The following is a 26,350-nucleotide window of genomic DNA, read 5'->3' as shown; positions in this document are numbered from 1 at the left end:
AGACGCCGATCACCCCGCTAACGGGGTCCTTTTTGCACGCCGATCCACAGGACAGGTCAGCGACTGCGGACGGATCGCTCTTTTAGACGGGATCGTGGAAGTGCCCGCGCCCATGCGTATCGTGCCTGCATTTGTGCAACAGGCTGTTGCACAATTTATCATTCTAGCTTGGAGATCCTGTGTCTGACCCTGCTTATCTGACCTGCGAAGAGGTCGTCGAACGCTATCGTAACAAGGTCAGCAACGGCACGTTGCGAAACTGGCGATGCAAGAGAAACGGGCCGTCATATATCAAGATCGGCAAGGCGATCTTATATCCTACAGACGAGCTCGATCGATGGGATCGGTCAAACTTGACCGCGTGCAGGCGCATATCGTTCGCGTCTGCCGCCACAGATCAATCTGAGGCCGACACTAATTGAGATGGGGGCTGGCCTCAGAAACCTGACGACTGCGGTCCGCAGGCTCATCGGAGGTCAGCCCTTGTTGTTGCAGTGGCGATGAGTCATGAAAGTCATGCATCAGCGTGTAGGTCCGGTCCCTTGCGGGATCGGCACGGGCACACCGAATTTTCGACTAGTCGAGGCGAATTACATACCCCTATTAACGGCTCCACTCCCACCGTGTCTTGTTGCAACATATTGATTAGTATGCCGATTTTCGAGAACGCCGATAGGTCCACAACCACCCTTCGGGCGACCCTGCACCCAGCCGTCAGGACATAGACATCACGCGGCAGATCGTGGAGGCGGGCAAAAGGCTCGGCATCGCCGTTCACGACCACATCATCATCGGCGAGAAGGGACATACGAGCCTGCGCGCGCAGGGATTATTGTAAGCTGTCGCAGCCAAGCTGATCTCCCATCCAAAGATGGGGAGGAGAACCGTCAGCGCAGCCGATGGCGGAGGGCAAATACGCAACGTCAGCGCTTATTTGCCTTCACCATGCCAGGCATGGCCCCTCTTCCCACGCCTTACGGCACGGGTGGGATTTACATGCTGCAACTGACCGCTTTTCGCTCGCCCTGCCTCAGGCCGAACCTTCAGCCTGAAACCCAAAGGACAGGAACTCGGGCACTGGCCCGTTCCATCCTTCGTCCGGCCCGTCATCCTCAGGCGAAGGCCTGCGGGGGCGCGGGCCATTGGCTTCCGGCCGGGCCGCACGAGGCTCCTCGCGCCGCCGCTCGTCCCGGTCCCGTCCGCGGGCGCGTTCCTCCTTGCGGCCGCCTGAGCGCCGCCCCCGGTCCTCACCTGATTCCTCGCTCGCGTCCGGTCCGGCAGCAGCCTTCGCGGGCGCGCCGACCGTCTCGATCTTCTGTCCGATCAGCTTCTGTATATTATCGATCGCCTCGGCATCATCCGCGGTCACGAAGGTGTAAGCCACGCCCTTCGCCCCTGCCCGGCCCGTGCGGCCGATGCGGTGGACATAATCGTCGGGATGCCATGGCGCATCGAAGTTGAAGACGTGGCTGACGCCCTTGATGTCCAGCCCGCGCGCGGCGACGTCAGACGCGACCAATATGTTGACGGCGCCCGTGCGGAACCGCTCCAGTTCGGCAATGCGAGCCGACTGGTCGATATCGCCGTGAATCTCGCCCGATTTGAAACCGTGGCGCTGCAAGCTCTTGTTGAGTTCGCGCACGGTCGTCTTGCGGTTGCAGAAGATGACGGCGCTCTGCACGTCCTCCGCCTCCAGCATCGCGCGCAACGCCTCGCGCTTCTTGCGCGAATCGACCTTCACCAGCCGCTGGGTGATGTTGGTCGATGCGGTCGCGGGCCGGGCGACCTCGATCGACTTGGGGCTGGACAGGAAACGGTCGGCCAGCTTCTTGATCGGCGCTGGCATGGTCGCGGAAAACAGCAGCGTCTGGCGCTGCGCGGGCAGTTTGGTGCAGATTTCCTCGATATCCGGGATGAAACCCATGTCGAGCATCCGGTCGGCCTCGTCGATCACCAGCATCGAACAGCCGTTGAGCAGGATCTTGCCGCGCTGGAACAGGTCCATCAGGCGGCCTGGCGTGGCGATCAGCACATCGACGCCCTTTTCCAGCGCCTTGACCTGATCCCCCATCTGCACGCCGCCGATCAGCAGCGCCATCGAAAGCTTGTGATACTTCCCGTATTTCTCGAAATTCTCCGCCACCTGCGCCGCCAGTTCGCGGGTCGGCTCCAGGATCAGCGACCGGGGCATCAGCGCGCGGGCACGGCCATGCGCCAATATGTCGATCATCGGCAGGACAAAGCTGGCCGTCTTTCCCGTTCCCGTCTGGGCGATGCCGATAATGTCCTTCATCATCAGCACGGAAGGGATGGCCTGCGCCTGGATGGGCGTAGGCGTGTCATATCCGGCCTCGTTCACGGCCTTCAACAATTCATCGGAAAGGCCGAGATCGGCAAAAGTCATTCAATGGTCCGGACAGGAGGCTCTCCGCCGGGCGCGCTTGCACAACGGAAATCGGGCGCGCCTTGCGGAAATATCGGCAACTTGTCAAGAAAATCGAGCAGCATCAGCCCATCAGGACCTTCAATCATCAGGGTCCGCGGGCACCAGGCGGCGGATGTCGTCGATGCCGCAGCTAAGGCCGCTGCGCGCCTGCAACGCGTCCCGGCCCGAACAAAGCGACCCGTCATCGTCGGGCTCCACATAGAAGCCCGAATAAAAGCCGATCGAATTGCATCCCCGCTCTAATCTGGCGCGATAACGGTGATTGTCCGCCAGCAGCAGGTCCACGCCATGGTCCACGACCACGCTGGCCGACCGGATCGATCGCAAGGCGACGCAGCGCGGCCCCTTCTTCTCCTTCCACATATGCCGGGCGTCAGGGTCAATGCGCGCTGGTGCCTTCCCCTTCCTGGCCATCGGAACGCGGATGATGACTCGCTGCTGGATCGTCAGTTGCGCGAACTGGACGGATTCTCCCGACGGCGCGACAAGAAGCAGCAGGACGGAATGAAGCAAATCGGACCCCTTTGGGCGGCACGCTATCCCGCAATGGTTGAACGGCCGATGAATTCCGGCGCATAAGCGGCGCATGATAGGACAGGATATTATCGACCAATTCCGCGCGCTGCTGGACGCCAGGGGCATCGTCACTGGCGCTGACGACATCGCGCCGTGGCTGACCGACTGGCGCGGGCGCTTCCATGGGCAGGCGGCCGCCATTCTTCAGCCCGATTCGACGGAGCAGGTTGCGGCCATCGTCACCCTGGCCGCGCGCCTTGGCGTGCCGCTCGTCCCCCAGGGCGGCAACACGTCGATGGTGGGCGGAGCCACGCCGCCGCCCGACGGGTCCGCTCTCATCCTTTCCCTGCGGCGGATGAACCGCATCCGCTCAATCTCCGCCAGCGACAATCTGGCCGTGTGCGAAGCGGGCGTGATCCTTTCCACCCTGCACGATGCCGCCGCCGAAATCGGGCGCCGCTTCCCCTTGAGCCTGGGCGCTAAGGGATCGGCCACGATCGGCGGCCTCGTTTCGACCAACGCGGGCGGCACGCAGGTCCTTCGCCATGGCACGATGCGCGCCTTGGTGGAGGGGATAGAGGCCGTCCTCCCTGACGGCGGCATCTTCGAAGGCCTTGATGCCCTCAAAAAGGACAATCGCGGCTACGACATCAAGCAGTTGCTGATCGGTGCGGAGGGCACGTTGGGCATCATCACCGCTGTCTCCCTGCGCCTCGTGCCCGCGATTGCGGCGCGGGCGGTGGGCTGGGCGGGCGTTCGCTCGCCAGCGGACGCCCTCGCCCTGCTGCGCCACGCCGAAGCGCGGCTGGGCGACAGCGTCGAGGGCTTCGAAGTCATTGCCGACGATGGGCTTGGCCACGTGCTGTCCCACATCCCCGGCACCCGCTGTCCCATCGAAACCCGGACGCCGTGGCACGTCCTTATCGAAGTGGACCATGACAGCGGCCGCCAGCCCGGCCCCGGCGAGCGGCTGGAAAGCGCCCTTGCCGAAGCGTTGGATCAAGGGATAGCGCTCGACGCCGCGATCGCCGTCAACGAAGCCCAGGCCGAAGCCTTCTGGCGCATCCGCGAATCGCTTTCCGAAGCGGAACGTGCACAGGGTCCGGCTCTGCAATATGATATCAGCGTGCCGGTCGCACGGATGCCCGCCTTCATGACAGACACCGCCGCCGCCGCGGAGCGCGCCTTCCCCGGCACCACCGCATCCTCCTTCGGCCATCTGGGCGACGGCAATGTCCATTTCCACGTCCGCGCGCCGAAAGGAACGGCGGACGGCCCCGCCTGGATCGCGGCGCAGGGCGCTGCCATCAACGCCTTCGTCCACGACGCGGTCGTCGCTGCGGGAGGCTCCATCTCCGCCGAACATGGCATCGGCCAGATGAAACGGGCGGAGCTGGGCCGGCTGGCGAGTCCCGCCCGGCTCCACGCATTGCGCGCGATCAAGGCGGCGTTCGATCCGCAGGGCATCATGAACCCGGACAAGCTCATCCCGCGCCCCGGCGAAGGCTGAACCTGCGGGGCAAGGCGGCCAGACAAAGCGATTGCCTGTCCGGGCCAAGGCCTTTATCGCATCACCAGTTTTCAGGCAGGCGGCGCATTCCATCGCGCTGCGTCACAAGGAATGGAACACGCATCATGGCAAGCGCGCCCGCGAACAGCCTCCCGGTTTTCTACAATGATCTCATCCCGCTGAGCAGCGTCGATCATGCCGGATATCACAGCCGCACGCTGGATGCCGCACCCTTCCTCGCGTCCCAGCATGCCGTGCCGCTGACCGTGGACGAATTTGTCAGCGCCCAGCGATTCCTGCCCATCATCTTTTCGGCGGGCGACGAACCCGTTCCCCTGGCACTGATGGGGCTCAATGAAGGCGTCAACACCTTCGTCGATGATCAGGGCAAGCTGCGCGGCCCATCCTATGTGCCCGCTTATGTCCGCCGCTATCCCTGGATGCTGGCGAAGCTGCGGCCCGACAGCGACGAACTGTCGCTCTGCTTCGATCCCACCAGCGAAGCCGTTGGCGAGTTTGAGGACGGCCAGGCGCTGTTCGAAGACGGCAAGCCCAGCGAACTGATCCAGGGCGTGCTCAAATTCTGCGAGGATTTCGAACAGGCCGCTGCCCGCACCGGCCAGTTCATGAAGGACCTCAAGGATCTTGACCTGCTGATGGACGGCGAAGTCGCCATCCAGGTGCCCGGCAACGAACAGCCCTTCGTCTATCGCGGCTTTCGCATGGTGAATGAGGAAAAGCTGCGCGACATGCGCGGGGATCAACTTCGCAAGATCAACCAGAACGGCATGCTGCCCCTCATCCACGCGCATCTTTTCTCGCTGCAACTGATGCGCGAGCTGTTCGAAGCGCAGGTCGGTCAGGGCAAGGGCCCCGTCGCCGTCACCGCCACGCCAGAGGCTGCCAACGCCTAAAGCATAAACATTGAATATTTTTCAGTGGTTTATGACAAAAGGTTGTTAGTCGCCACTTGAAAGGCGGCGCGACCTCCTCTATCTGTCGAACATACGGCGCACCTGCCCCCCTTTCGGGTGTGTCGTATGGGCGCCTCCCCCTTTTGGAGGCGTCTCCTCCCTGAACCTTGGCCACCCCGTGCGTATGCATGGGGTGGTTTTTTATCAGCCTCATGCCGCCGCGCGGTTTTCCTTGACGCGTCCCTGCCCGGCCCCTAAACGCGAGCCCCTGCCCACTGCCAAGCGCAGCCAGCGGCCCCTTCGTCTAGCGGTCAGGACGCGGCCCTCTCACGGCTGAAACACGGGTTCGATTCCCGTAGGGGTCACCAAGCAAGCATTTGATATTTTTATCGTTTTCCGGGTCACGCGAAATCGCTTGGCTCGCGCTTCCAATTACTGGCTGATATCACTGCCGATTTTTTGGCAGATAGCTGAGGACGTGGATGACCAACTAGGCGGGAGACACCATATTTCAGCGCCTCCCGGTCATTTACTCTCGATCAAGCTTGTCCGAAAAATCCGATTGAGCTTTTCGGTTTCTACCTGCTCGAGCGACCCGACGAGCAACGCGGCGCCAGATGCTCTTCCTTCCGCCCTACAGTCCGACCTCAACCTCATCAAAATGGCTTTCGCCAAGCTCAAGGCCCTGCTCAGAAAAGCACGTGAGCTTTCTCGCGATGCCGTCGAGAATCGTTCGGCACGATCAAACGAATGTCAGGCGGCTACAGGTTTCTGCCGCGAGGGGCTAAAGGCGTGAAAGCGGAAGCAGCCCTACCTGCAAAAGAGCCTCGCCACCATGCAGGTCGATCTGGCCGAAGCGCAGACGACGCTGATCGATCATCAAATCGCTGTGTTTCTGGCACTGGGTGGTGGATGGCGGCATGATCTTGCCCAAACCAATCGCCGCTCTGCGGCTTGTGCCGCACGTCGATCGTTCACACGTCTGCGGATAAGGCATGAATAGGCAGAAGGGCTGCACCAAAGGTAATCGGTGAGCCATGGAGGCTGGATATCCGTATAGGCGGCCGGCGTTGATGGACCGTCGTCACGAGATCGGCGCCATGAAGGCGATCGGCCAGTCCCTGGAGAATGGCTGACGGCAGGGTGCCGGCGAGGACGATTGCGCCCGGATCTAGCCATGCGAAGGCAGTATTGCATACAGCCTCCAGTTGCGCGGCCGCCCGGTCTAGCCAGCTTTCGATCGTGGGCATCTGGTCTGCGGCGTCAAAGTCGATATCGGCAACCGACGACAGATCGCAGCCGTCACCGCGAAGTGTCGCCAATAAGTCCAGCGGGCTGGGGCGCGGCAGATGCCCGGGAAAAAGGCAACCAACTTCGCCGGCCACGCCATATTGACCGCGTACCAGCCGCCCGTCGACAATGACGCCTGCGCCGATCCCGAAGCCCAGCAGAAGAACGACGATGGTGCCGAAATCCTTGAGCAGACCCCCCAAATAAAATTCGGCAATGGCAGCCGCATTGGCATCATTCTCGATCCAGAGCGGCCAGTCCATTTCAGCGGAGAGGATGTCGCGTAGCGGCGCGTCGCGCCAGTTGGGTAGCACGTCGACAACACTCCACCGGTCGCCCGCCGGTGACAGTGAGGGTCCGGGCACTGCCACGCCAAGACCGAGCATGCGCCAGCCCAACAGGCCGTGGCGATCCACAAGATCATGGGTGATACGCCGGACCTTTTGCGCGAAACGATGGGGGTCGATCGGCGCGACCGCTTCATGATGGGTGGCGATGGTGGCACCGGTGAAATCGACCAGCGAGATATCGAGAAAGCCCTTATGCGCTGTCGCCCCGACCGCGTAACCGCCATGACCCGCCAGGCGCAGAGGAATGGCGGGACGGCCGCGGCCCTGTGCTTCCGACCCTGGCACTTCCTCCACCAGCCCCAGACTGAGCAGATCGCGTGAGAGGCGGGTGAGCGCGGCGCCGCTGATCTCCAGCTCGGCCGACAGCGCGGACCGGGACAGCGGCCCCGCTTTTCGCAGCATCTGGAGAATGCGCCGCTGGTCCTTGTCCAAGGAGGGAAACCCCATGCCGATGCTCGCCGCCGGTGAAATGCGTCGATCCGTTATGCGGGTTTAATTATTTTCACAATAATAATTAAAAACGTCACATGGCATCGTCAGGTGAGCGCCCGATCAATCGAAAGGGGCTTCCTCATGTTCAAGACCATGCTTGCCACCAGCACCGCCCTTGCGGCGCTCTGTGTCGTCATGCCTGCCTTCGCGCAGGATGCCGCGCCTGTCGACCAGGCGACTAATGCCGGTAACGGGCCGAACGACATCATCGTTACCGGTTCCACCCGTGCCCAGCGCCGCTTCGACGTGTCCTATGCGATCAACACCATTTCAAACGAAGATGTGGAAAAGATCGCGCCGGTGAATTTTGCCGACCTGATCGGCCAGTTGCCCGGTTTCCAGACCGAAATCACCGGCGGCGAGGTGCAGAATATCTATCGCATCCGCGGCTTGCCCAATGATGGTGGTTTCGTCAGCTTTCAGCAGGACGGCCTGCCGCTGTTCCACGAAAATGACGGCGTCTTCTTTCGCGGCGACGCCATCCTGAAACAGGATCTGATGACTGACCATGTCGAGGTCGTTCGGGGTGGTCCTGCGCCGGTCTATGCCAGCTATTCGGGCGCGATCATCAACGCCATCACCGTTACCGGCAGCGACACACCGCGCGGCAAGGCCCAGTTGACGCTAGGCGACACGGGCCTCTATCGTCTGGACGCTTATCAGGCAGGGCCGCTGGGCAAGGACACCTATTATGCGATCGGTGGCTTCATCCGCCAGCATGACGGTTATCGCGATAATGGCTTCCCCAATGACAAGGGCGGGCAGATCCGCGCCAATATCAAGCATGACTTCGACAATGGATCGATCAAGTTCAATGTGAACTATGTGAACGATCATAACGTCTTCTATCTGCCGATCCCCATTGCCGATCCGCGCAACCCCGACGTTTCGCTCGACAAATATATCGACTATTTCGACGGGACCATGAATTCGCCGGCGCTGCGTAACGTGCAGCTGATGTATCGCGACGGCGCGGGGCAGATCCGAAGCCGCGACAGCGATCTGTCCGACGGCCGCCATATGCGGATGATCAATTTCGGCGCGCAATATGATGGCGAGTTCGGCGACTGGCTGGTGTCTGCCAAGGTCGGCTATACGCAAGGCAAGCTCGACTTCACGGCTTTCTATTCGACTACCAATCCAGCCGATGGCAACGCGTTCGCCAGCGGTTATCTCGCCCGCGCCACCGCAGCCTTCGGCGCTGTGAATCGTTTCGGCTATACCCTGGCTGGCACCGGCACCGTCTATGATCCCTCTTCCGCGTCAGGGTTGGTCATGCAAGGCCAGTATCGCGACATTCACTCGAAGTTCTACTCGGGCCAGGCCAACCTGTCGGTCGCGCGCAAATTCGAGACCGGGATCGGCAGCCACGACCTGAAGCTCGGCCTCTATGCCAGCCTTTATGGCGAAGACAGCCGCACCCTCTATCAAAATTACCTGATCGAGGTTTCGGGCAAGCCGCGCACGCTCGACCTGGTCGCCTATAATGCCGCAGGCGAGGAAATCGGCCGCGTAACCGACAATGGCGTGCTCAACTATGCCGCAACGCTCAACCAAGGCGACAGTGACGCGAAAATGTTCGCACTTTACGCCAACGACACCTGGGAGATCATACCGGGCCTGCGCATCGATGCGGGTATCCGTCATGAACGCTACAGCTACAAGGGCTGGGCCGCGCTGACCGAAGCCGCCAATCTTGGCGATGGCGCCACGCTGGCGGACGACAGCACCCGCGCCTTCACCGGGGTGATTATCAACCAGAAGCTGAAGCCCAACGTCACCAACTGGACAGTCGGCGCGAACTATGACTTTTCCAGCCATGTCGGCGTTTACGGCCGCGCGTCGCACCTGGAAACGCCGCCCAATGTCCAGACGGTGATGAACATCAACCCGACCATCATCACGACCAAGGCCGACCAGTTCGAAGTCGGCCTGAAACTCGCCTTCGGCCGCTCCTATCTTTACGTTACCGGCTTCTACACTAATTTCGATCCGCTCAACGCCAGCTTTCTGGCCTTTGATCCGACCACGGGGCGCAACGACGTCAACGTGCCCTTCATCGGTGAGGCACAGGTCAAGGGCGTGGAATTCGACGGCAAGCTGGCGCTGGCCGACTGGTTCTCGTTGAACGGCGCGCTGACCATCAGTGATCCCAAGTACAAGAATTTCCAGAGTTCGACCGGCGCCGATCCGGAACAAGCCGAGGGGAATCAGATCGTCCGTCAGCCCAAGGTCTACGGCAATATCCGTCCCAGCTTTGACTTCCAGACGAACGACACGGATATTTCGATCTACGGACGCTACACCTATATGGGGAAGCGCTTCGTAGACCTCTACAACAACACGGCGCTGCCGGCTTATGGCACGATAGGCGCAGGCATCACGGCGCGCCGGGGCAGCTGGCAGATGCAGATCGTGGGCGACAACCTCTTCAATGCCCATGGCCTGACCGAAGGCAATACCCGTACCGACTCGCTGAGCGGCCAAGGCAGTTCGGAAGCCATTTATGGCCGTCCGATCTTCGGCCGCAACTTCCGTCTCGTCATCAGCAAGAGTTGGTGATGCGGCGGAACCTGGCGAGCCTGCTAACCGCGGTCGCGGTTGCATTCACGCCTGTCCCCGCTTCGGCGGGGGCAGCCCGTGACGCGGTGATGGAGGCGCTGTCGCAGCGCCTCTTCCCGCTGTTCGATGCAGCGGGACGCGATGCCGCGACGCTGGACCGGCTCAAGGCAAGGGCGGACGTTTCCACTTTGCTCCGCGCCCGGCAGGAGCGGCGCGCGGCCTGCGGCCAGGATCTGACCTGCGTGGCGCAGGCGATGATCTGGACACCGGCGGAAGCCGAAGCGATGGGCCAGGCTGCGGCTGCGCTGACCGGCCTGCCGGCGGCCGATGATGGCGCACCCGCGCAGATGCGCCGGGAAATCGAGGGCGTGAACGCTATCGTCCGAACCTATGGGCTGGGGCAGGTTCCATCCTATCCGCAGATCGACGGCGCGGGCATGATCGACCCGCAGGAGAGGCAGGCACGGCTTCAGGCTGCTGACTGGCTGTCGCGGACGCCCCGCGACCGGTCGGCGCAGGCGCTGGACCCCAGCATCGACTATGCGCTCGCTCTGCTGGACGTCAGCGACCGGACCGATGCGATCGGCTATGAGCCGCTGACTGGCGGCGCAAATGCCCCCGCCATGGCGCGGGCGAAGTCGCTCGACTGGAGCCGCTACCGCTTCAGTGCGATGATCCTGACCGGGGTCGGGCCGGAAACGGACGGCATGCCGCTCAGCCCCTATGGCAAATATCATCTGCGCCTGGCTGCCAGCCGTTTCGCGCGGGGCGATATTCCCTTCATCATCGTCACCGGCGGCCGCGCCCATCCGCGCGGGACCCGCTTCGCCGAGGCGGAGGAGATGCGTAAGGCGCTGATCCAACGTTATGGCATGCCCGCTGATGCGATTGTGCTGGAGCCCTATGCTCGCCACACGACAACCAATTTGCGCAACGCGGCCCGGCTGCTGATCGCCATGGGGGCCTCCCTGGACGATGATGCCTTGATCGTCTGCAATCCGCAGCAGAGCGCCATGATCGAAAGCGTGCAGTTCATGAAGCGCAACGCCGATGAGCTGGGCTATCAGCCTGGCCGGATCGGCCGCCGCTTTTCGCCCACCGAGCTCGCCATCCGGCCCAACCGCCAATCTGCGCGAATAGACCCGCGCGACCCGCTCGACCCCTGACAAGGAGCCCGCTTATGCGTATATTCGCTTTAGCCGCCGTCCTGGCACTGTTGCCCAACGCCGCACATGCCTGGGGCGGCACCGCCCACAGCGTGATCGACCGCGCCGCGATCGAGGCCATTCCCGATGACGGCCCGATATTCCTGCGGAAACATGTCGATTATATCGCGGCATCCGCTTCCCTGCCCGATAGCTGGCGCGGGGACGCAGAAAATTTCTCGAAGATCGAGGAAGATCCCAATCATGGCTGGTTTCGCGAGCAATTCGCTTTCCTGAACCCCATTCCCCGTTCGCGCTACGAATTCGTCATCGCGCTCTATAAGCGTTACGAGACGATCAAGGACCACGATCCTGCGACCGCCGCGCGCACCAATGTCCGATGGACCGGCACTTTGCCCTTTGCCGCGATCGAGGCCTATGATCGATTGGTCGTTTGCATGCGTCAGGTGCGCAAGGCGCAGGCCGAAGGTGGCGACGCTTCCATCCCCGAGCAGCATTGCGCCTTCGACACCATCCGTCTGGGCCATTATATCGGTGATGGCGCGCAGCCCATGCACGACTCCATCCACTCGGACGGCTGGCGAGGTGACAATCCCAAGGGCTTCACGACCGACCGCAGCGTCCATGGCCGGTTTGAAAGCCGGTTCGTCGACGGCATGCGATTGACGGTGGCGGACATCGCCCCGCGCATAGGCGCGCCGGGCCGTCGCAGCGGAGACATGTTCGATGCGGTCCTCGCCTTTCTTGACGAAGCGGGAGACAAGGTGGAGGCGGTCTATACGCTGGAAAAGCGCAACGGTTTTGCCGACTATGCGGACAAGGATGTCCGAGCGATGGTCTATGAGCGGACGGCGGCGGGCGCTGCCATGCTGCGTGACATGCTCTGCCGCGCCTGGGCCGAAAGCGCTGCCCCGCCAGCGAAGGTCACGCCCTCGCCGCTCGATTTCACCAACCCCCGCTTCAATCCCGAAACCGGATCGGCCCCCGACTGACGGCGCCGGTCCAGTGCCCTGAGCAGGCGGCCATGGCGGCTATGGCCAAGGTCGAAACGCCGCATCAGCACGATAGCGGCCAGGCTGCCGATCAGTGGAATGGCCAGTCCCAGCGCGGCCATGCCTGCCTTGACGGTAGTCGCCTGCGCATGGCCTGGGACATAGCCCAGGCAACCGAGCGTCCAGCCGATCAGGCTGGTAGAGGCAGCGCCACTGGCCTTCACCACGACAAGGTAGAAGGCAAACAGGCCGGTTTCAAACCGCCTGCCATGCCGCCACTCCACGACATCGACGGCATCCGCCAGCAATCCCCATGGCAGCATGAACACGCTGGCAAGGCCGATGCCGATAATCCCGGCGCAGGCGATCAGCGCAAGAGGCCATGAAAGGCAGAGGGAGAAGGCAATCAAACCCGCCGCGCTGACGCCATGCCCCATGGCGAGCAGCGCGCTCTTGCTGAACCGGCCCGTCATGGCGGTCCATAGGATGACCCCCGCAAATTGCCCGGCGGTCAGTGCCAGCAACGATGGCGCGACAAGGTCCGGACGATGGACGACATAGCTGCCGATATAGAGCAGCATCCGCCCAAAGGCCGGGGCCGCAAAGCCGGTCAGCACGCCCAGAAGACCCATGCCGATCACCATGTGGTCACGCAGTGGCACGCCGATGCCGTCCTGCGCCGCGATTTGCTGCCCTGACCGGGAGGAGCCGCTGCCGCACGTCCATGCGCACAGGATCATGGTCAGGGCGAAGAGGCCGCCTGCAACCGCACCGGTCAGCGCGAGCTGGCCGAACGCCTCGTCGCTCCCGGTCCGCTGCACGAGCGGCGTCAGTATGATTGCGACGGCGAGCGCGCTGGCAGTGCTGAACAGCAATCGGTAGCCAGATACGCGTCCCCGGGCGCGGCTATCACTGGTGACTTCAGTCATCAGCGCGTTATGAGGCACATCGATCACCGCATAGGCGCCCCGGAACACCAGCAGCGCGGCGGCCAGCATCCATGGTTGCCGTGCGCCCAAAGCCGGCATCGCATAAAGAAGGGTGAAGGCCAGCGCGCAGGGCGCCGCTGCGGCCGCCACCATCCAGCGATAGCCTTTGCCCGCATGGCGCAGCCGAATGACCAGCCGCGCCGCCACCAGATCGAAGATCAGGTCGCCGCACAGTGCCGCAAGCATCAGCCATCCGGCTGTCGTACCGCCCAGGCCAAGCACGTCGGTCAAGAGGAACAGGATCGTCAGGTCAGCCCCACCGAAAACCAGCGCCTTGCCGAAATTGCCGGAAGCATAGGCCAACATACGGCCTTCCGCCCGTTTCTCGATCACCTTACGTCCCATATATCTTTGCAACCGCATGGGCTGTTGCGGGCAGGGCAGCGCCTAGAAGCCTATTCTTTCATTCGTGCGACAAAGGTTGCGCTTCGTTCAGGAGTGTCGCGCCGTCGCGGCTTTGTTCTCACTCAGCCTTGGGCCTGCTTGCCAAGCTTTGGATCGCTTCAGCCGGTTCAGCAAGGCCGAAAGGTTTGTTGAGCCGGGACAAGTCAGCAACTGGTTTAGATGCTCCAGTATAAACTGAGATCAGAAGCACGGCATCATGGGGCGCATGTCCTGGGCAAGTTGCGCCAGCTCAGCGCCATCCATTCTGGGCATCTTATAGTCGGTGACGACCATCTCCATGCCTGACCGCTCGCCAATATCCTCAAAGCCTCGGCACTGCCATCAGCCTCTCAAACGCTGTGGCATGTTGTGCGAAACATTTCGGCGGTTCCGGCTCGAACGAGTTCCTCATCGTCGACGACCGGGATCAACAGTTGGTTTGGCGGCTACATCTATGGCGAGCCGCGCAATGTCCGCGCCACTTTGAGTTACGGCTTCTACCAGCCGTGCGGGTTGGTCAGGGCAGGATTGAACTGCCCGGATCATTTTCTGCACTGATGCAGGCGCGATATATCGATGAAGTTCCCATCCTGTCATTAATATGAAATCTAACTGTCACATCCTCTCCCGACGTGAAGCCTCTACTGTCGGAATCGAACTTTGTCCCTGAACCTTCTGATCGTCGAGGATGATGAAGATCTTGCGGAGCAGCTTGGCGAACAGTTGAAGCTGTTCGGTCATCAGTCCACCATCGTGGGAGACGGCCGCCGCGCAAATCATATGATCGCAGCCAGACATTTCGACGCAGTCATTCTGGATCGCATTTTGCCTATGGTCGACGGCGTGACCCTGCTCAAAAGCTTGCGCGAACATAATATCCTGACGCCAGTCATCATGATGACGGCGCTTGGGCAATCGCGGCAGAAGATCGAGGGGCTGGAAAGCGGCGCGGACGACTATGTCGTAAAGCCCGTCGATCCCGCGGAACTCAACGCGCGGCTCCAGGCCCTGGTACGGGCGAGGGGATGGACGGACAAGGGGGCCGACGAAACATTGCGCGTCGGCGACCTGGTGGTCAGCCCCGCCCGCCACAGCGCATGGCGCGACGGCAAGGCGCTGCGGCTACAGAAGACCGAATTCAAAGTGCTCATCGAACTGGTCCGCAATGCCGGCATGCCTGTCACCCGAGCCATGTTGCTGGAGCGGGTTTGGAATTATGATTTCGAACCTGCCACCAATCTGGTCGACGCCCATATCCGCCGTCTGCGAATAAAATTGATGGAATTCGGAGGCGATGATCCCATCGTGACCATTCGGGGACTTGGCTATATGATCCGGGGGTGATTTCCTTCCAATCCCTGCGGGCGCTGACGCTCGCCTTCCTGATCTTTTTCCTTTCCGCCACGCTGGCTACGGCCGTCGGCACTTATTTCGCGACGATGCGGACCATCGATCATATGGTGGTACAACGCATATCCGGCATGAGCGAGGTCATCGCGCCTGACAGGGAAAAAGTGTCCGCTCGCGGGATCAGCCGCCGCATCATGGCTGCGGCGCATGATCGCGACACCGCCGACCTTGGCTTCATACTGCTGGAAAGGGGACGGCAAATTGCGGGCAATGTCCGCGTGTCCCGGCCCCTGCCCCTTGGCCTGTCGAACGTCGACCTGGCTGACAAGATCAAGGGGCTTTCCCATGGCCGGGTGCTGGTCCGGGACCTGGGAGACGGGCTGCGGCTGGCGGTGATCGCCGAAACCGAGCCGTTCGACAATTACAACGCGGCGCGCAAGCGCATCTATATACTGGGTTTTGGCTCCATCATCCTGGTCGCGCTGGCGGCGGCGACGACATTCACGCTGATCATCCGGCAGCGCATAATAGAGATGCGCCGCACCGTAGACGCAATTTTCGAAGGCGATCTGTCGCAGCGCGTTCCCGGCGCCGGTTCGCGGACGGCCTTTGGTAAGCAGGCGCAGGCGTTCAACCGCATGCTCGACCGCATTAACAATCTGATGGACGAGGTGCGCAATGTCACCAATGGCGTGGCGCATGAATTACGGACTCCGCTCGCGCGCTTGCGCAATCACTTGACCCTGATCGGTCATGATCCACGCGCAGCGCCGCTGCGCGACAGGATCGGCGAAGCCCAGGCGCAGGCGGACGGATTGTTGAGCCTTTTTTCGGCACTGCTGCGCATTGCCGAGATTGACAGCGGTGCCCGGCGTGAGAATTTCGCGGCGGTCGATCTTGCCGCTCTGACGGCCGAATGTGCCGAAGCGCTGGAAGCCGTGCTGGAGGAAAGCGGACACCGGATCAGGCTTTCGTTGCAGCCGGTGATCCTCAATGGCGATCCCCAGCTGCTCTCGCAAATGATCATCAACCTCGTTGAAAATGCAGTGCGCCACACACCAGCGGGGTCGGAAATCCGCCTCAGCCTGACGGCTGGCGCCTCATCGGATCGGGCGACGCTGATCGTGGCCGACAACGGTCCGGGCATTGCGCCAGCGGACAGGCAGAGAGCGCTGGATCGCTTCGGCCGCTTGTCCGGGGAAGGGGAAATCAAGGGGCATGGCTTTGGCCTGCCTTTGGTCGCATCGATCGTGCGGTTGCATGGCGGATCGATCGAGCTTGGTGATGCGCAGCCCGGCCTGAAGGTGATCGTTTCACTGCCGATCGCATGAAAAAATGGCGCGCCGCAAAGGAGCAGCGCGCCACAGCATTCTTGACAAGTTTTGAGGGATCAGAACTTCACGCTGGCTTCGATGCCGTAGGTGCGCGGCGCGTTGAAGTTGCCATAGTCGCCCAGCACGTTGGCGATGCTGCCAGTGGTGGTGCTGGTGGTCGGCGCGGCGGGCAGGCTGTTCGACGGATCGCGGCGGAAGACATGCTGCTCGTTGAACAGGTTGCGACCCCAGAGGCTGAGCGTCAGGCTGCGGCCGACGCCGGTGCCGATGTCTGCCAGAGAGATGCGGCCGTTGAAGATCAGCGAGCTGTCATTCTTCGTCGCGAACTGATCGAAGGCCTGGGTCGCCTGCGAATAGTTTCCGTCAAAGTGGAACTTCAGCGTCGTGTCCTGGCCGCCGATCGGCAGGGCATAGTCGATCGACCCGCTGGCGGCGTTACGCGGCGTGAACACGATGTAGAAGTTCTGATAGACGCCCGTTGCGGAGATGAACACCGGCGGAATCTTCGTGTAGGTGTAGGCATAGGATGCGTTCAGCGTCAGGCCTTCGATCGGGTTCATCGTCAGGTCCGCCTCGATCCCGCGAATCTTGGTGGTGCCGGGCGCATTGATGGTGACCAGGTTGTTGAAGCTGCTGGTGCCCACGAACTGGATCGAACTGATATCGACCTGGCTGTCCTTGCGGTCCATGATGTAGCCAGCAAGGTTTAAACGGGCGCGGCCGTTCCAGAAGTCCGACTTCAGCCCGACTTCGTAGGACTTCACATCTTCAGGATCGAACGCTTGGTAGTTGGACGTGCGCGAACTGGCGCCACCGGCGCGGTAGCCGGTCGCGTACTTCGCATAGACATGCAGGTCGTTGCTGACGTCATAGGCGATCGTCGCCATCGGATTGAAGCGGTTCCAGGCCGCATCCAGCGGTTCATAGCCGACACTGGCGGCGGGCGGGTTGGGGTCATAGTTCACGTTGCGCGAGAAGTGCAGGACGCCCTTCTTCTTGTCGTGCGTGTAGCGGCCGCCGACCGTGATGTGCAGCGCGCCGGTCGCGTTCCAGGTCAGCTGACCATAAGCGGCGTAACTCTTAGACCAGACTTCCGAGGCGCGGTCGATCGAGCAGCCGTCGACCGCCTTCCCCGCAAAGAGCGGCGTGGACGCGGTGCAGAAGGGGATGGTGACATAATTATAGCCGGTGATTGCGCCAGCAGCGTTGCGGATGGCGACCGCGCCCATCGAACTGGGCGTGGCGGCGTCGTCGCTGACATGCTCGTTGAAGTAGAACAGGCCAGCGACATAGTCGATCGAACCGGCCGTGCCGACGGCCTGTAGTTCCTGGCTGAATTGGCGCTGGCGCAGGTCAGCAAGGCTATAGCGGCTGAAGGCGCAGGGCGCGGCCGTGGTGCAGCCAGCAGCGGTGCTGCCGAGGGGCGGGTTGACCAGCGGCGGACGATGAGCGCCGCCCGAATTGTCCCACTGCGTGGCGTCAACGCCGCGCCAGGCGGTGATGGAGCGCAATTCCAGCTCGTCGCCCAGATTCCACTTCAGCGTGTTGGTGAAGCCGTGGGTCTTATCGACGCTGACCTGCTGCGGCACGCCGATGTCGGCTTCGCCCATACGGGTGTCGCCGTTGACGACCACGCCGGGCAGCAGGGGCTTGACAGGTCCGCCGGTCAGGTTGGTGTAGGCCGTGCCGGGCAGGGTGCAGGCGGGCTGCGATGCCTGGGCGCCGTTGGCACAATTGTTGGGATTATAGTTCAGCAGCTGGCTGTAGAAGGGCGTATTCTCGTCCTTCGCTACGTCATAGGCGAAGTCATTGGTGATGGTGCTGGTCGGCTGCCAGCGCACGGCGGCGCGCAGGCCTTTACGGTTATAATAATTCCAGCCCGCCTGGCCCGCGAGCGGGTTCTCCGTAGTCGCGTCCTGATGCTGGATCACGCCGTCCAGCTTGACGGAAAAGCCCGCGACCTTGGGCAGATCGAGGTGGACGTCGGCAGTGCGGCTGCCATAATTGCCCGCGCCTGCCTCGACGCGGCCGCCCCATTCGCCGGTCGGGGCCTTGCTGATGATGCTGAGCGCGCCGCCTTCGGTGTTGCGGCCGAACAGCGTGCCCTGCGGACCTTTAAGCACTTCGACGCGCTCGATGTCGAACAGCGCGGCGTTCAGGCCGTGCTGGCGGCCCATATAGACGCCGTCGACATAGATGCCCACGCCCTGTTCGCGGGCGGGCTGGTTGGCGTCGAGTGGAACGATGCCGCGAATGCCGATGGTGAGCGCGGACTGGCGCGCTTCGAAGGTCGCGACGCGCAGCGAAGGAACCGCGCCGTCGGCGAAGTCATACATGCTCTGCACATGCCGGTCTTCAAGCGCCTGGGTATCGACCACCGCCATGGAGATGGGCGTTTCCTGCAAATCAGTTTCGCGCTTGGTGGCAGTGACAACGATGGCGGCCATGCCCTCGCTGTCAGCCGCGTCGGCGGCGGCAGGAGCCTCCGCAGCGGCACCATCGGTTGCTGCGCTTGCGAGCGCAGGCGCGGAAACCGACGCCAGCAGCAGAGCGCCCATGGACGCGTGGAGCAGGGTGGTGGAAGAGCGACTCATGATTTAACCCCTTTGGAAATCCATGAATGGATGTTTTGCGGGGCTGGCCACTAAGCACGTATCGCAACGATTTTGTGACAACAACTGTCACAGTTACAATAACGTTTCTTTCATTTTGGCGTCATTTTCCATAAAAATTTCGCCAATATAAGAAAATCTCCATATTTTATAATAAATAGTAATAATCAATGAAGTACGTAACTGTAAATGTATACATGATTATCAGTGTTATTATTAAGATCGGGACTCATTGATTGAGCCAGAAGATGTTTGTTGCTGCGATGCAGAGGCGGACATGAAGGTTTACGTGCAACGATCTTAGTGGGTGTGGATGCTGCGCCAATCCTTGAGCCCGCACTTGCCAACGCCCTACCCCATCGCCAAGACATAGATCGCGCAACCGCCCGGATGCCTGGTCGCACACAGATCCTAATCGAGGCTTTTCTTCTCATAGACGGTGGCGATGGCGCGACCATCCCAGACGTAACAGAGATGACGCTCCTGGCGGCAGTTCGACAGGAGCCGAGGCCGGAAGACGGCTGCGCACTCCCCTTCCCCACTCTCATCCCGCACGCTCATATAGACGATGCCGTCTGATCCCGCATAGCGCAAGGAACGCCCCAGTTCCTGAGACATCGCATAGCTGGTAGGGTGATAATATGCGCGATCGCTGTCTCGCATCGCGCGGATGTCATGGAGGTCAGCTTCGAGGTCAACGGCATAGACACGCATATCGATCTCCTGCGCCGGCTCCTCCGTTGCTTCGAGAAACCGCGTGCGATGATGCACGGTTTCGGCGATCGCCGTCTCGACAGTGAGGCTGGCGTAGAAGACGCCGTAGCTGCCGTCGGTGAAACGATCGCCTACCGGATTGACATGGGTGAAAGCGGCCATGATCGGCGAGGTTCCCGGCCCCGCCACACGGTCCTCGGCCGGCACCAGCGCCAGCTCTCCGACTTCCTCCCGCAGCCGATCATTGGTCATCGCCTCGATTCGGAACACCGCCTCCAGGTCGGCCGGATCGGCGACTGCCTCGAACAGTCCGATCGGCGGGAAACGGCTCGGAATAATCCGGTAGCAGGGCTGCCACCGGACGGCGAAAACGGGAATGTCCACGATCAGCCGCGCTGCGCATCGATATATTGGCGCACCACGTAGAGATCGGCGACATTGCCCGAGGTCATCCGGTCTAGTGCTGAGCGCCCGGCGAAGATTGGCGCCTTATTGGGTTTGCGCACCCATTCGTCGGCCGTTTTGGGCAACAGGATGTGCAAGCCCTTGTAGATGCCCATGATGTAGGAAATGCGCTCGAGCGCATCCTTGGAGAGGGCAGCGATGGCGCCGCGTTTCCATGCCTGTAGGGTGGAACGGCTGTCGAGGCCGAGGAGCCGCATCTGCTCCTGTTCCTTCAATCCCCATGCCTCAGCTATGCGGAAGAAAGTCCGCAGCGCGGGGCCGGTCAGATCCTTACGATCCGTTGCCTTGGCGGCCGATGCGACAGCCATAATGCCTTGCTCCTTCCAAGGCATTATGTTCATATACTGATCAATAATCAAGTTTATGCGCAAAATATAATCGTCACAGGCGAATCTCACCTGACAGGGGAAGCGCTTTCAAAAAGATGCGTCAATCAGATATCACGGCTGCTTTTACCGTGAGGCCATCGCCCTACACTCCAGGGCACATTTCGTCGCACAATAAGGGTATAGGAGGGTGACACACGGAAAGCCGTTTACTGTAAAACAACGACTTAATTCCCCCCATAAGGGTCACCATAGCCGGGCAAATCGGCTCACTTGCCACCCTTAGCCGCCAAATAAGCCTCCACCCGCTCTGCGGTCCCCTGCGGCACGTGCAGCCCGAGCTTCGAACGGCGATAAAGCACGTCCTGCGCGGAACGGGCCCATTCCGTGGATGCGAGATAATCCAGTTCAGCGGTGGTGAGCCCGCCGCCCAGATCCTCGCCCAGCGCATCCAGGCTCTGCGCATCCTTGAGGAGGCGCGTGACGCGGGTGCCGTAGGCGCGCGCGAGCCGCAGCAGGAGCGTGGGCGGCAGACCGGGATGGCTGGCGAGGAGCGCATCGGCGAAGCGGGCGAAGTCTCCGCCCGGCATGTCTCCTCCCGGCAGCGCCACGCCCGCCGTCCAGGCAGGCCCCGCCTCCGGGAAGAAGGGCGCCAGCCGCTTCATCGCCTGCTCCGCCAATCGGCGGTAGGTGGTGATCTTGCCGCCGAACACGCTCAGCACCGGAGCGCTGCCGCCATCGGCATCGACATCGAGCACATAGTCGCGCGTTACCGCTGAGGCATTACCGCTGCTGTCGTCATAAAGCGGCCGGATGCCCGCATAGCTCCAGACCAGATCGGCTTCGCTCAACTGCTGACTGAAATAGCGGTTTGCGCCGTCCAGAAGATAGCGCACCTCGCCGCTGCTGATCGCAGCCGGGCCAGCGGGTCCGTCCCACGCCTCCTCGGTCGTGCCGATCAGCGTGAAGCGGCCTTCATAGGGAATGGCGAACATGATCCGCCGGTCGGCATTTTGCAGCAGAAACGCATGCTCGCCGTCATAGAGGCGCGGCACGACGATATGGCTGCCCTTCACCAGACGGACGCGGCGAGAAGTGTGCGCTCCGGCAATCCGTCCGATTACCTCCGAGACCCACGGCCCCGCTGCATTGACCAGCGCACGAGCGCGCACCTCGCGCCGTCCGCCGTCACCCTCCAGAACCGCCGCCCACGCAGCCCCCTCGCGCCGCGCGGCGGCGAAGCTTGTGTGCGTCAGCACCCGCGCGCCCCGTTCGGCGGCGTCGAGCGCATTCAGCACGACAAGGCGGCTGTCCTCTACCCAGCAGTCCGAATAGACGAACCCGCGCCCCGTCCTGTCGGCCAGCGCATCCCCCAGGGGCGAGCGATCGAGCGCGATCGTGCGGGTGGCGGGCAGCCTCTTCCTCCCGCCGATATGGTCATACAGGAACAGCCCCGCGCGCAGCATCCATGCCGGGCGGGGCGAATGCGTCTGCGGGATGACGAAGCGCAGCGGCCAGATGATGTGCGGCGCCATGCCCCAGAGCCGCTCGCGCTCCGCCAGCGCTTCGCGCACCAGCCGCACCTCGCCATATTCCAGATAGCGCAGCCCGCCATGGATCAGCTTGGTCGATGCCGATGAGGTGTGGGACGCAAGGTCGTGCTGTTCGACCAGCATCACCTTCAATCCCCGCCCGGCGGCATCGCGGGCTATGCCAGCGCCATTGATCCCGCCGCCGATGATCAGGAGATCGCAGCTCTCCACCCTAACCTGCCCCTCCCCTGCGCATTGCCGGGCTTTACGCGAAAAGCAAAGCAGCCGAAAGTAGCCGCCTTGCGCAACGGAGCAGGGAGAGGCGCGTGCCAGAAAGGCATATATTGGCGATCGATCAGGGGACGACATCGACGCGCAGCATCCTGTTCGACGCTGCTGCGCGCCGCGTCAGCGTGGCGCAGTCGGAATTCCCCCAGCATTATCCCGCCGCCGGCTGGGTGGAGCATGATGCCGAGCAGATCTGGCGCGACACACTGTCCACCGCGCGGGAGGCCATAGAGCGCGCGGCCGTGCCATTGGACGGCATCGCCGCCATCGGCATCGCCAACCAGCGCGAAACGGCCGTGATCTGGGACCGCCGGACGGGTCAGCCGATCCATCGCGCGATCGTGTGGCAGGACCGGCGGACGAGCGAAACCTGCGCCCGGCTGAAAGCGGACGGAGCGGAGGATGAGGTGCGGGCGCGCACCGGCCTGCTGCTCGACCCCTATTTTTCCGGCACGAAGATCGCATGGATACTCGACCATGTCGCGGGCGCGCGGGCCAGCGCCGAACGGGGCGACCTCGCCTTCGGCACCATCGACAGCTTCCTGCTCTGGCGGCTGACGGGCGGCGCGGTGCATGCCACCGACGTCACCAATGCATCGCGCACGCTGCTCTGGAACATCAGGGAGCAATGCTGGGATGAGGAGATGTGCCGCCTGCTCCGCGTGCCTTCCGCCATCCTGCCCGCCGTGCATGACAATGCGCATCTTTACGGCGCCACCACGCCGGACCTGTTCGGCCGCGCCATCCCGATCACCGGCATTGCGGGCGATCAGCAGGCGGCGCTGTTCGGGCAGGCCTGCTTTTCGCCCGGCACGGTCAAGTCGACCTATGGCACGGGCTGCTTCGCGCTGCTGAACACGGGGACGCAGGCCATTGCCTCGCGCCACCGGCTGCTCACCACCCCCGCCTATCGGCTGGATGGCCGCACCAGCTTCGCCTTGGAAGGGTCGATCTTCGTCGCGGGAGCAGCGGTGAAGTGGCTGCGTGACGGCATCGGCGTCATCACCCATGCCGGCCAGACCAACGACATGGCGACGCAGGTGGCCGACAGCCATGGCGTCTATATGGTGCCCGCCTTCGTGGGCCTGGGCGCGCCCCATTGGGACCCGGACGCGCGCGGCGCGATTTACGGCCTGACGCTGGGCGCGACCCAGGCGCACCTCGCCCGCGCCGCGCTGGAGGCGGTCGGCTATCAGACCATGGACCTGATCGACGCCATGCTGGCGGACTCAGGCGTTCGCCCCGCCGTCATGCGCGTCGATGGCGGCATGGCGGCGAATGACTGGCTGTGCGGCTTCCTCGCCGACCTGCTGAAACTGCCGGTCGAGCGCCCGGCGGAGCTGGAGACGACAGCGCGCGGCGCGGCATTCCTGGCCGGGCTCGCCACCGGCATCTGGTCCGGCCTTGCAGAGATAGAGGCGCTCTGGTCCAGCGGCCGCCGTTTCGAACCGTCGATGCCGCCCGAACGCCGCGCGCCGCTGGTGGCGGGGTGGCGCGACGCGCTGCGCCGGACCATGCTGCCCAAGGCACCCTGAGTCCCTCTCCGATTCCGCTTGGCTTTGCCGTCCTGTTCGGAGAATAGGCGGGATGGCCAGAACATTGAACAGGATGCCGGGCAAGGGACCGTTCGCGAACATCGCGCGGAACACCGGCTGGCTGCTGGGCAGCAAGGGCCTGGGCGCGGTGCTCAGCCTCTTCTATCTCGCCATCACCACGCGGACGCTGGGTCCCGAAGGCTTCGGCGTGTTCAGCCTGGTGATCGCCGTCGCCCAGTTCATCGCGCGCGTCATCACCTTCGATAGCTGGCAGGCGGTGGTGAAATATGGGCAGGCGCCCCTGCGCGACAATCGCGCCGACATGCTCGGCCTGCTGATCGGCTCCACCCTCACCATCGACGCGATCAGCGCGGCGGCGGGGCTGGGCGTCGCCGCGCTGCTGGCGTTCGGGCTCGGCCCCGTGCTCGGCTGGCAGCATGACATCGCCTGGCTGGGCTTTGGCTATGCGGCGGTGGTTCTGCTCGCGCTGCGGTCGACCGCTGTCGGAGTGCTGCGCCTGCTGGACAGGTTCGCCGCCGCCGCCCTTGCTGAAAGCATGATGCCGGTGGTGCGCATGATCGGCGCCGTGGCGGCATGGTGGCTGATGCCGACGCCGCTGGGGTTCCTGATGGCCTGGGCGACGTCCGAAATCGTCGTGTCCAGCACCTACTGGATTCTCGCCTACCGCCATGGCCGCCATCATGTCGCGCGCGTCAGGCCCGTCTCGCCAGCGCAGGCGCAGCGGCATTTCCCCGGCATCGTCCCCTTCCTGATGGCCAGCAACATCAATCTCAGCCTCGTGACGGTGATCAACAGCCTGCCGATCTTCATCCTGGGCATGTTCGTCGGCGCGGCGGAGGCGGGCTATTACCGCCTGGCCGCGCAGCTCGGCAATGCAATGACGACCTTTTCCCAGCTCATGTCACGCGCCATCTTTTCCGAAACCACGCGCAGCCATGTGCGCGAGGGCGGAACGGCGGACCGCCATGCCCAGCTTCGCCAGCTGCTGCGCAAGATCAGCGCCTTCACCATTTTCAGCGCCTCGGTCATCGTGCTGGCGCTGTTCATCCTTGGCAAATGGTTGCTGGTGACGATGTCGGGTCCGGCCTATCTGCCCGCCTACACGCTCCTCCTGCTGCTGGGCGGCGCTGCGGCGATCGAGATGGCGGGCGTCAGCTTCGACCCGCTGCTGATGACCATCGACCGTCAGCGGCTGACCGTCATGGTCCGCATTGTCGAGGTCGTCATCCTTGCGGTGGCGCTCGCCATCCTGCTCCCCTCCATGGGCGCGGTGGGCACGGCGACGTCAGTGCTGATCGCCACGCTGGCCGGTTTCCTGCTGCGCGCGGCGGCGGTGCGTTACCATCTACGATGACGCACCGGCCGGGCAGTCAGCCCGCAAGCTCCGCAAACATGCGATGATGCGCGGCCAGCGCTTCATCCACCGCATAGGGGCGCACGGCCCGCCGTGACCGCTCAGGGTCGGCAGGCCGGGACAAGGTCCACTCGACCGCCCCGGCGAAGGCAGCGGCATCGCCAACCGGCACCATCGGATGCTGCCCTGCATCGGCGATGATGCCGGTCAGATTGGGCGTGCAATCGGTGATGACGAGCTGGCACCCGCAAGCCAGCGCCTCGATCGCCGTGGCAGTCAGCCCTTCCCAGCGGGACGACTGCAACAGAATGTCGGAACCGGCATAGAGCGCCGCCAGCTCGGCCGGATCGCCCACGAAGCCCAGAAACTCGACCCGATCGGCAATGCCCAGATCCCTGCATTGCTGCTGCAATTCCGCCAGCAGCGGCCCTTGCCCGGCGATTCGCAGCCGCCAGTCCCGCCTGTCCAGCCGGGCGAGCGCCGCCAGCATCGTGCGATGGTCCTTCTGCGGGACCAGACGCCCGACCGCCAGCAATTCGCGCCGCTCCCCCGGCCGCGCCGCGCGCCGCGTCTCCCCGGCTTCCCACAACAGAGGCGTCACGGTCGGCCGGGGCAGCAGCGCCACCTTCCGCCGGATCGCCCCGCATCCGCCAGCCAGCAGATCGGCGTCGGCTTGTCCCATGACCACCGTCCTGCAACTGATCCACGCCGTCAGCTGGAACCTCTTGCGCCGCAGCCATGCGAGCGGCCCTCGCGTGCCGGGACGCACGATCGGATTGGAAATCCGTCCTACGGCCCGCGTCCCCGTGCCGATTGCTGCGGCGGCCACCAGCAAATTGCTCTGATTGCCCGGCGAAAACAGGATGTCCGGCCGGTACCGCCGCAGCATCCGCCGCAGGACCGGCAACTGCGTCACCATCGACAGGCCGCGCGCTCCATCCGCCGCCGCCACGCGCCGGATCACCACGCCCGGCGCGATCAGCGGCGCGAGCGGCCCTTCCGTTCGCGCCATCCACAACTCGCTTCGGACGCCGCCGGCCGTGAGATAATTGGCCAGCAATATAGCGACCCGGTCCAGCCCCCCGTCGCTGGGTTCGTACAGGTAGATGGCGACGGAAAGGTCTGAACTCAAAATCCGCTGCTTTCGGTGAACGGAGGGCAGGCTCGGCGGGGATCACTGAGCGGCGATTGACAAACAGGGCAAATGC

19 protein-coding genes, 1 tRNA gene and 3 pseudogenes are annotated in these 26,350 nt (G+C 63.0%); 13 read left to right on the top strand and 10 right to left on the bottom strand.

The window, feature by feature from the left end; all coding sequences use genetic code 11:
* Positions 1-187: hypothetical protein (locus ET21_RS28355; RefSeq protein WP_237751482.1), on the top strand; the 187-nt coding region annotated here is incomplete at its 5' end.
* Positions 188-676: 489 nt separating this feature from the next.
* A pseudogene (locus ET21_RS26925) lies at positions 677-838 on the top strand (JAB domain-containing protein); the annotation flags it as partial.
* 192 nt (positions 839-1,030) lie between these two features.
* Here the strand turns inward: ET21_RS26925 and ET21_RS0103625 are convergent.
* Positions 1,031-2,404 carry a DEAD/DEAH box helicase gene (locus tag ET21_RS0103625; protein ID WP_021240008.1) on the bottom strand — a complete coding sequence of 458 codons (1,374 nt, stop codon included), beginning with the start codon at positions 2,402-2,404 and terminating at the stop codon, positions 1,031-1,033.
* 120 nt (positions 2,405-2,524) lie between these two features.
* Positions 2,525-2,959, bottom strand: a complete 435-nt coding sequence (locus tag ET21_RS0103620; RefSeq protein ID WP_021240007.1) for a hypothetical protein — start codon at positions 2,957-2,959, stop codon at positions 2,525-2,527.
* A gap of 73 nt (positions 2,960-3,032) precedes the next feature.
* On the opposite strand from ET21_RS0103620, the gene ET21_RS0103615 reads away from it, so the two are divergent.
* The 4 genes and pseudogenes from ET21_RS0103615 to ET21_RS28350 all read left to right on the top strand — a co-directional run.
* Positions 3,033-4,472 (top strand): FAD-binding oxidoreductase, encoded by a 1,440-nt coding sequence (locus ET21_RS0103615; RefSeq protein ID WP_030538619.1) that lies wholly within the window; start codon positions 3,033-3,035, stop codon positions 4,470-4,472.
* A 125-nt stretch (positions 4,473-4,597) separates the two neighbouring features.
* The gene (locus ET21_RS0103610) at positions 4,598-5,386 is read left to right on the top strand and encodes a SapC family protein (RefSeq protein ID WP_021240005.1); all 789 of its coding nucleotides are present in this window, start codon (positions 4,598-4,600) and stop codon (positions 5,384-5,386) included.
* 293 nt (positions 5,387-5,679) lie between these two features.
* Positions 5,680-5,754, top strand: a tRNA-Glu gene (locus tag ET21_RS0103605).
* A 246-nt stretch (positions 5,755-6,000) separates the two neighbouring features.
* Positions 6,001-6,116, top strand: a pseudogene (locus ET21_RS28350) (IS630 family transposase); the annotation flags it as partial.
* Positions 6,117-6,170: 54 nt separating this feature from the next.
* Here ET21_RS28350 and ET21_RS27560 read toward each other — a convergent pair.
* Together ET21_RS27560 and ET21_RS0103595 are read right to left on the bottom strand one after the other, a co-directional pair.
* Positions 6,171-6,320: a hypothetical protein gene (locus ET21_RS27560; RefSeq protein ID WP_156029007.1), complete on the bottom strand. Its 150-nt coding sequence runs from the start codon at positions 6,318-6,320 to the stop codon at positions 6,171-6,173.
* Between the two features lie 40 nt (positions 6,321-6,360).
* Positions 6,361-7,473 (bottom strand): ROK family transcriptional regulator, encoded by a 1,113-nt coding sequence (locus ET21_RS0103595; protein ID WP_030538618.1) that lies wholly within the window; start codon positions 7,471-7,473, stop codon positions 6,361-6,363.
* Between the two features lie 126 nt (positions 7,474-7,599).
* Between ET21_RS0103595 and ET21_RS0103590 the strand changes: the two genes are divergently transcribed.
* The 3 genes from ET21_RS0103590 to ET21_RS28345 are packed head-to-tail and all read left to right on the top strand — an operon-like array spanning position 7,600 to position 12,238.
* A complete protein-coding gene (locus ET21_RS0103590; RefSeq protein ID WP_030538617.1) occupies positions 7,600-10,080 on the top strand; it encodes a TonB-dependent receptor in 2,481 nt (826 codons plus the stop codon).
* Positions 10,080-11,246, top strand: coding sequence for a YdcF family protein (locus tag ET21_RS0103585; protein ID WP_030538616.1), 1,167 nt, complete (start codon positions 10,080-10,082; stop codon positions 11,244-11,246). Before ET21_RS0103590 ends, ET21_RS0103585 begins: the two co-directional genes overlap by 1 nt.
* A gap of 14 nt (positions 11,247-11,260) precedes the next feature.
* On the top strand, positions 11,261-12,238 hold the full coding sequence (locus tag ET21_RS28345; RefSeq protein ID WP_237751481.1) for a nuclease: 978 nt from the start codon (positions 11,261-11,263) through the stop codon (positions 12,236-12,238).
* A 59-nt stretch (positions 12,239-12,297) separates the two neighbouring features.
* Here the strand turns inward: ET21_RS28345 and ET21_RS0103575 are convergent.
* Positions 12,298-13,533, bottom strand: a pseudogene (locus ET21_RS0103575) (MFS transporter); the annotation flags it as partial.
* 738 nt (positions 13,534-14,271) lie between these two features.
* Between ET21_RS0103575 and ET21_RS0103565 the strand changes: the two are divergent.
* Together ET21_RS0103565 and ET21_RS0103560 are read left to right on the top strand one after the other, a co-directional pair.
* Positions 14,272-14,955 (top strand): response regulator transcription factor, encoded by a 684-nt coding sequence (locus ET21_RS0103565; RefSeq protein ID WP_237751480.1) that lies wholly within the window; start codon positions 14,272-14,274, stop codon positions 14,953-14,955.
* Entirely contained in the window at positions 14,952-16,292 is a 1,341-nt protein-coding gene (locus tag ET21_RS0103560; RefSeq protein WP_051767972.1) for a HAMP domain-containing sensor histidine kinase, read from the top strand. Before ET21_RS0103565 ends, ET21_RS0103560 begins: the two co-directional genes overlap by 4 nt.
* A 59-nt stretch (positions 16,293-16,351) precedes the next feature.
* On the opposite strand, the gene ET21_RS0103555 is transcribed toward ET21_RS0103560, so the two are convergent.
* The 4 genes from ET21_RS0103555 to ET21_RS0103540 form a co-directional block, all read right to left on the bottom strand.
* The gene (locus ET21_RS0103555; RefSeq protein ID WP_030538611.1) at positions 16,352-18,889 is read right to left on the bottom strand and encodes a TonB-dependent receptor; all 2,538 of its coding nucleotides are present in this window, start codon (positions 18,887-18,889) and stop codon (positions 16,352-16,354) included.
* 429 nt (positions 18,890-19,318) lie between these two features.
* A complete protein-coding gene (locus ET21_RS0103550; RefSeq protein WP_030538610.1) occupies positions 19,319-20,005 on the bottom strand; it encodes an RES family NAD+ phosphorylase in 687 nt (228 codons plus the stop codon).
* A gap of 2 nt (positions 20,006-20,007) precedes the next feature.
* Positions 20,008-20,394, bottom strand: a complete 387-nt coding sequence (locus ET21_RS0103545; protein WP_030538609.1) for an antitoxin Xre-like helix-turn-helix domain-containing protein — start codon at positions 20,392-20,394, stop codon at positions 20,008-20,010.
* A gap of 287 nt (positions 20,395-20,681) precedes the next feature.
* A complete protein-coding gene (locus ET21_RS0103540) occupies positions 20,682-22,175 on the bottom strand; it encodes a glycerol-3-phosphate dehydrogenase (protein ID WP_030538608.1) in 1,494 nt (497 codons plus the stop codon).
* A gap of 95 nt (positions 22,176-22,270) precedes the next feature.
* On the opposite strand from ET21_RS0103540, the gene glpK reads away from it, so the two are divergent.
* On the top strand, positions 22,271-23,767 hold the full coding sequence (gene glpK, locus ET21_RS0103535) for a glycerol kinase GlpK (RefSeq protein WP_030538607.1): 1,497 nt from the start codon (positions 22,271-22,273) through the stop codon (positions 23,765-23,767).
* 52 nt (positions 23,768-23,819) lie between these two features.
* A complete protein-coding gene (locus ET21_RS0103530) occupies positions 23,820-25,142 on the top strand; it encodes a lipopolysaccharide biosynthesis protein (RefSeq protein WP_081856583.1) in 1,323 nt (440 codons plus the stop codon).
* A 16-nt stretch (positions 25,143-25,158) separates the two neighbouring features.
* Here the strand turns inward: ET21_RS0103530 and ET21_RS0103525 are convergent, their stop codons facing one another.
* On the bottom strand, positions 25,159-26,274 hold the full coding sequence (locus ET21_RS0103525; protein ID WP_237751479.1) for a glycosyltransferase: 1,116 nt from the start codon (positions 26,272-26,274) through the stop codon (positions 25,159-25,161).
* Positions 26,275-26,350: the final 76 nt, after the last annotated feature.

The organism is Sphingobium sp. DC-2 (assembly GCF_000722555.1).
Classification (GTDB): domain Bacteria; phylum Pseudomonadota; class Alphaproteobacteria; order Sphingomonadales; family Sphingomonadaceae; genus Sphingobium; species Sphingobium quisquiliarum.
Note: the sequence above shows the minus strand (reverse complement) of the source record. Positions and strands in the feature narration are given on the sequence as shown.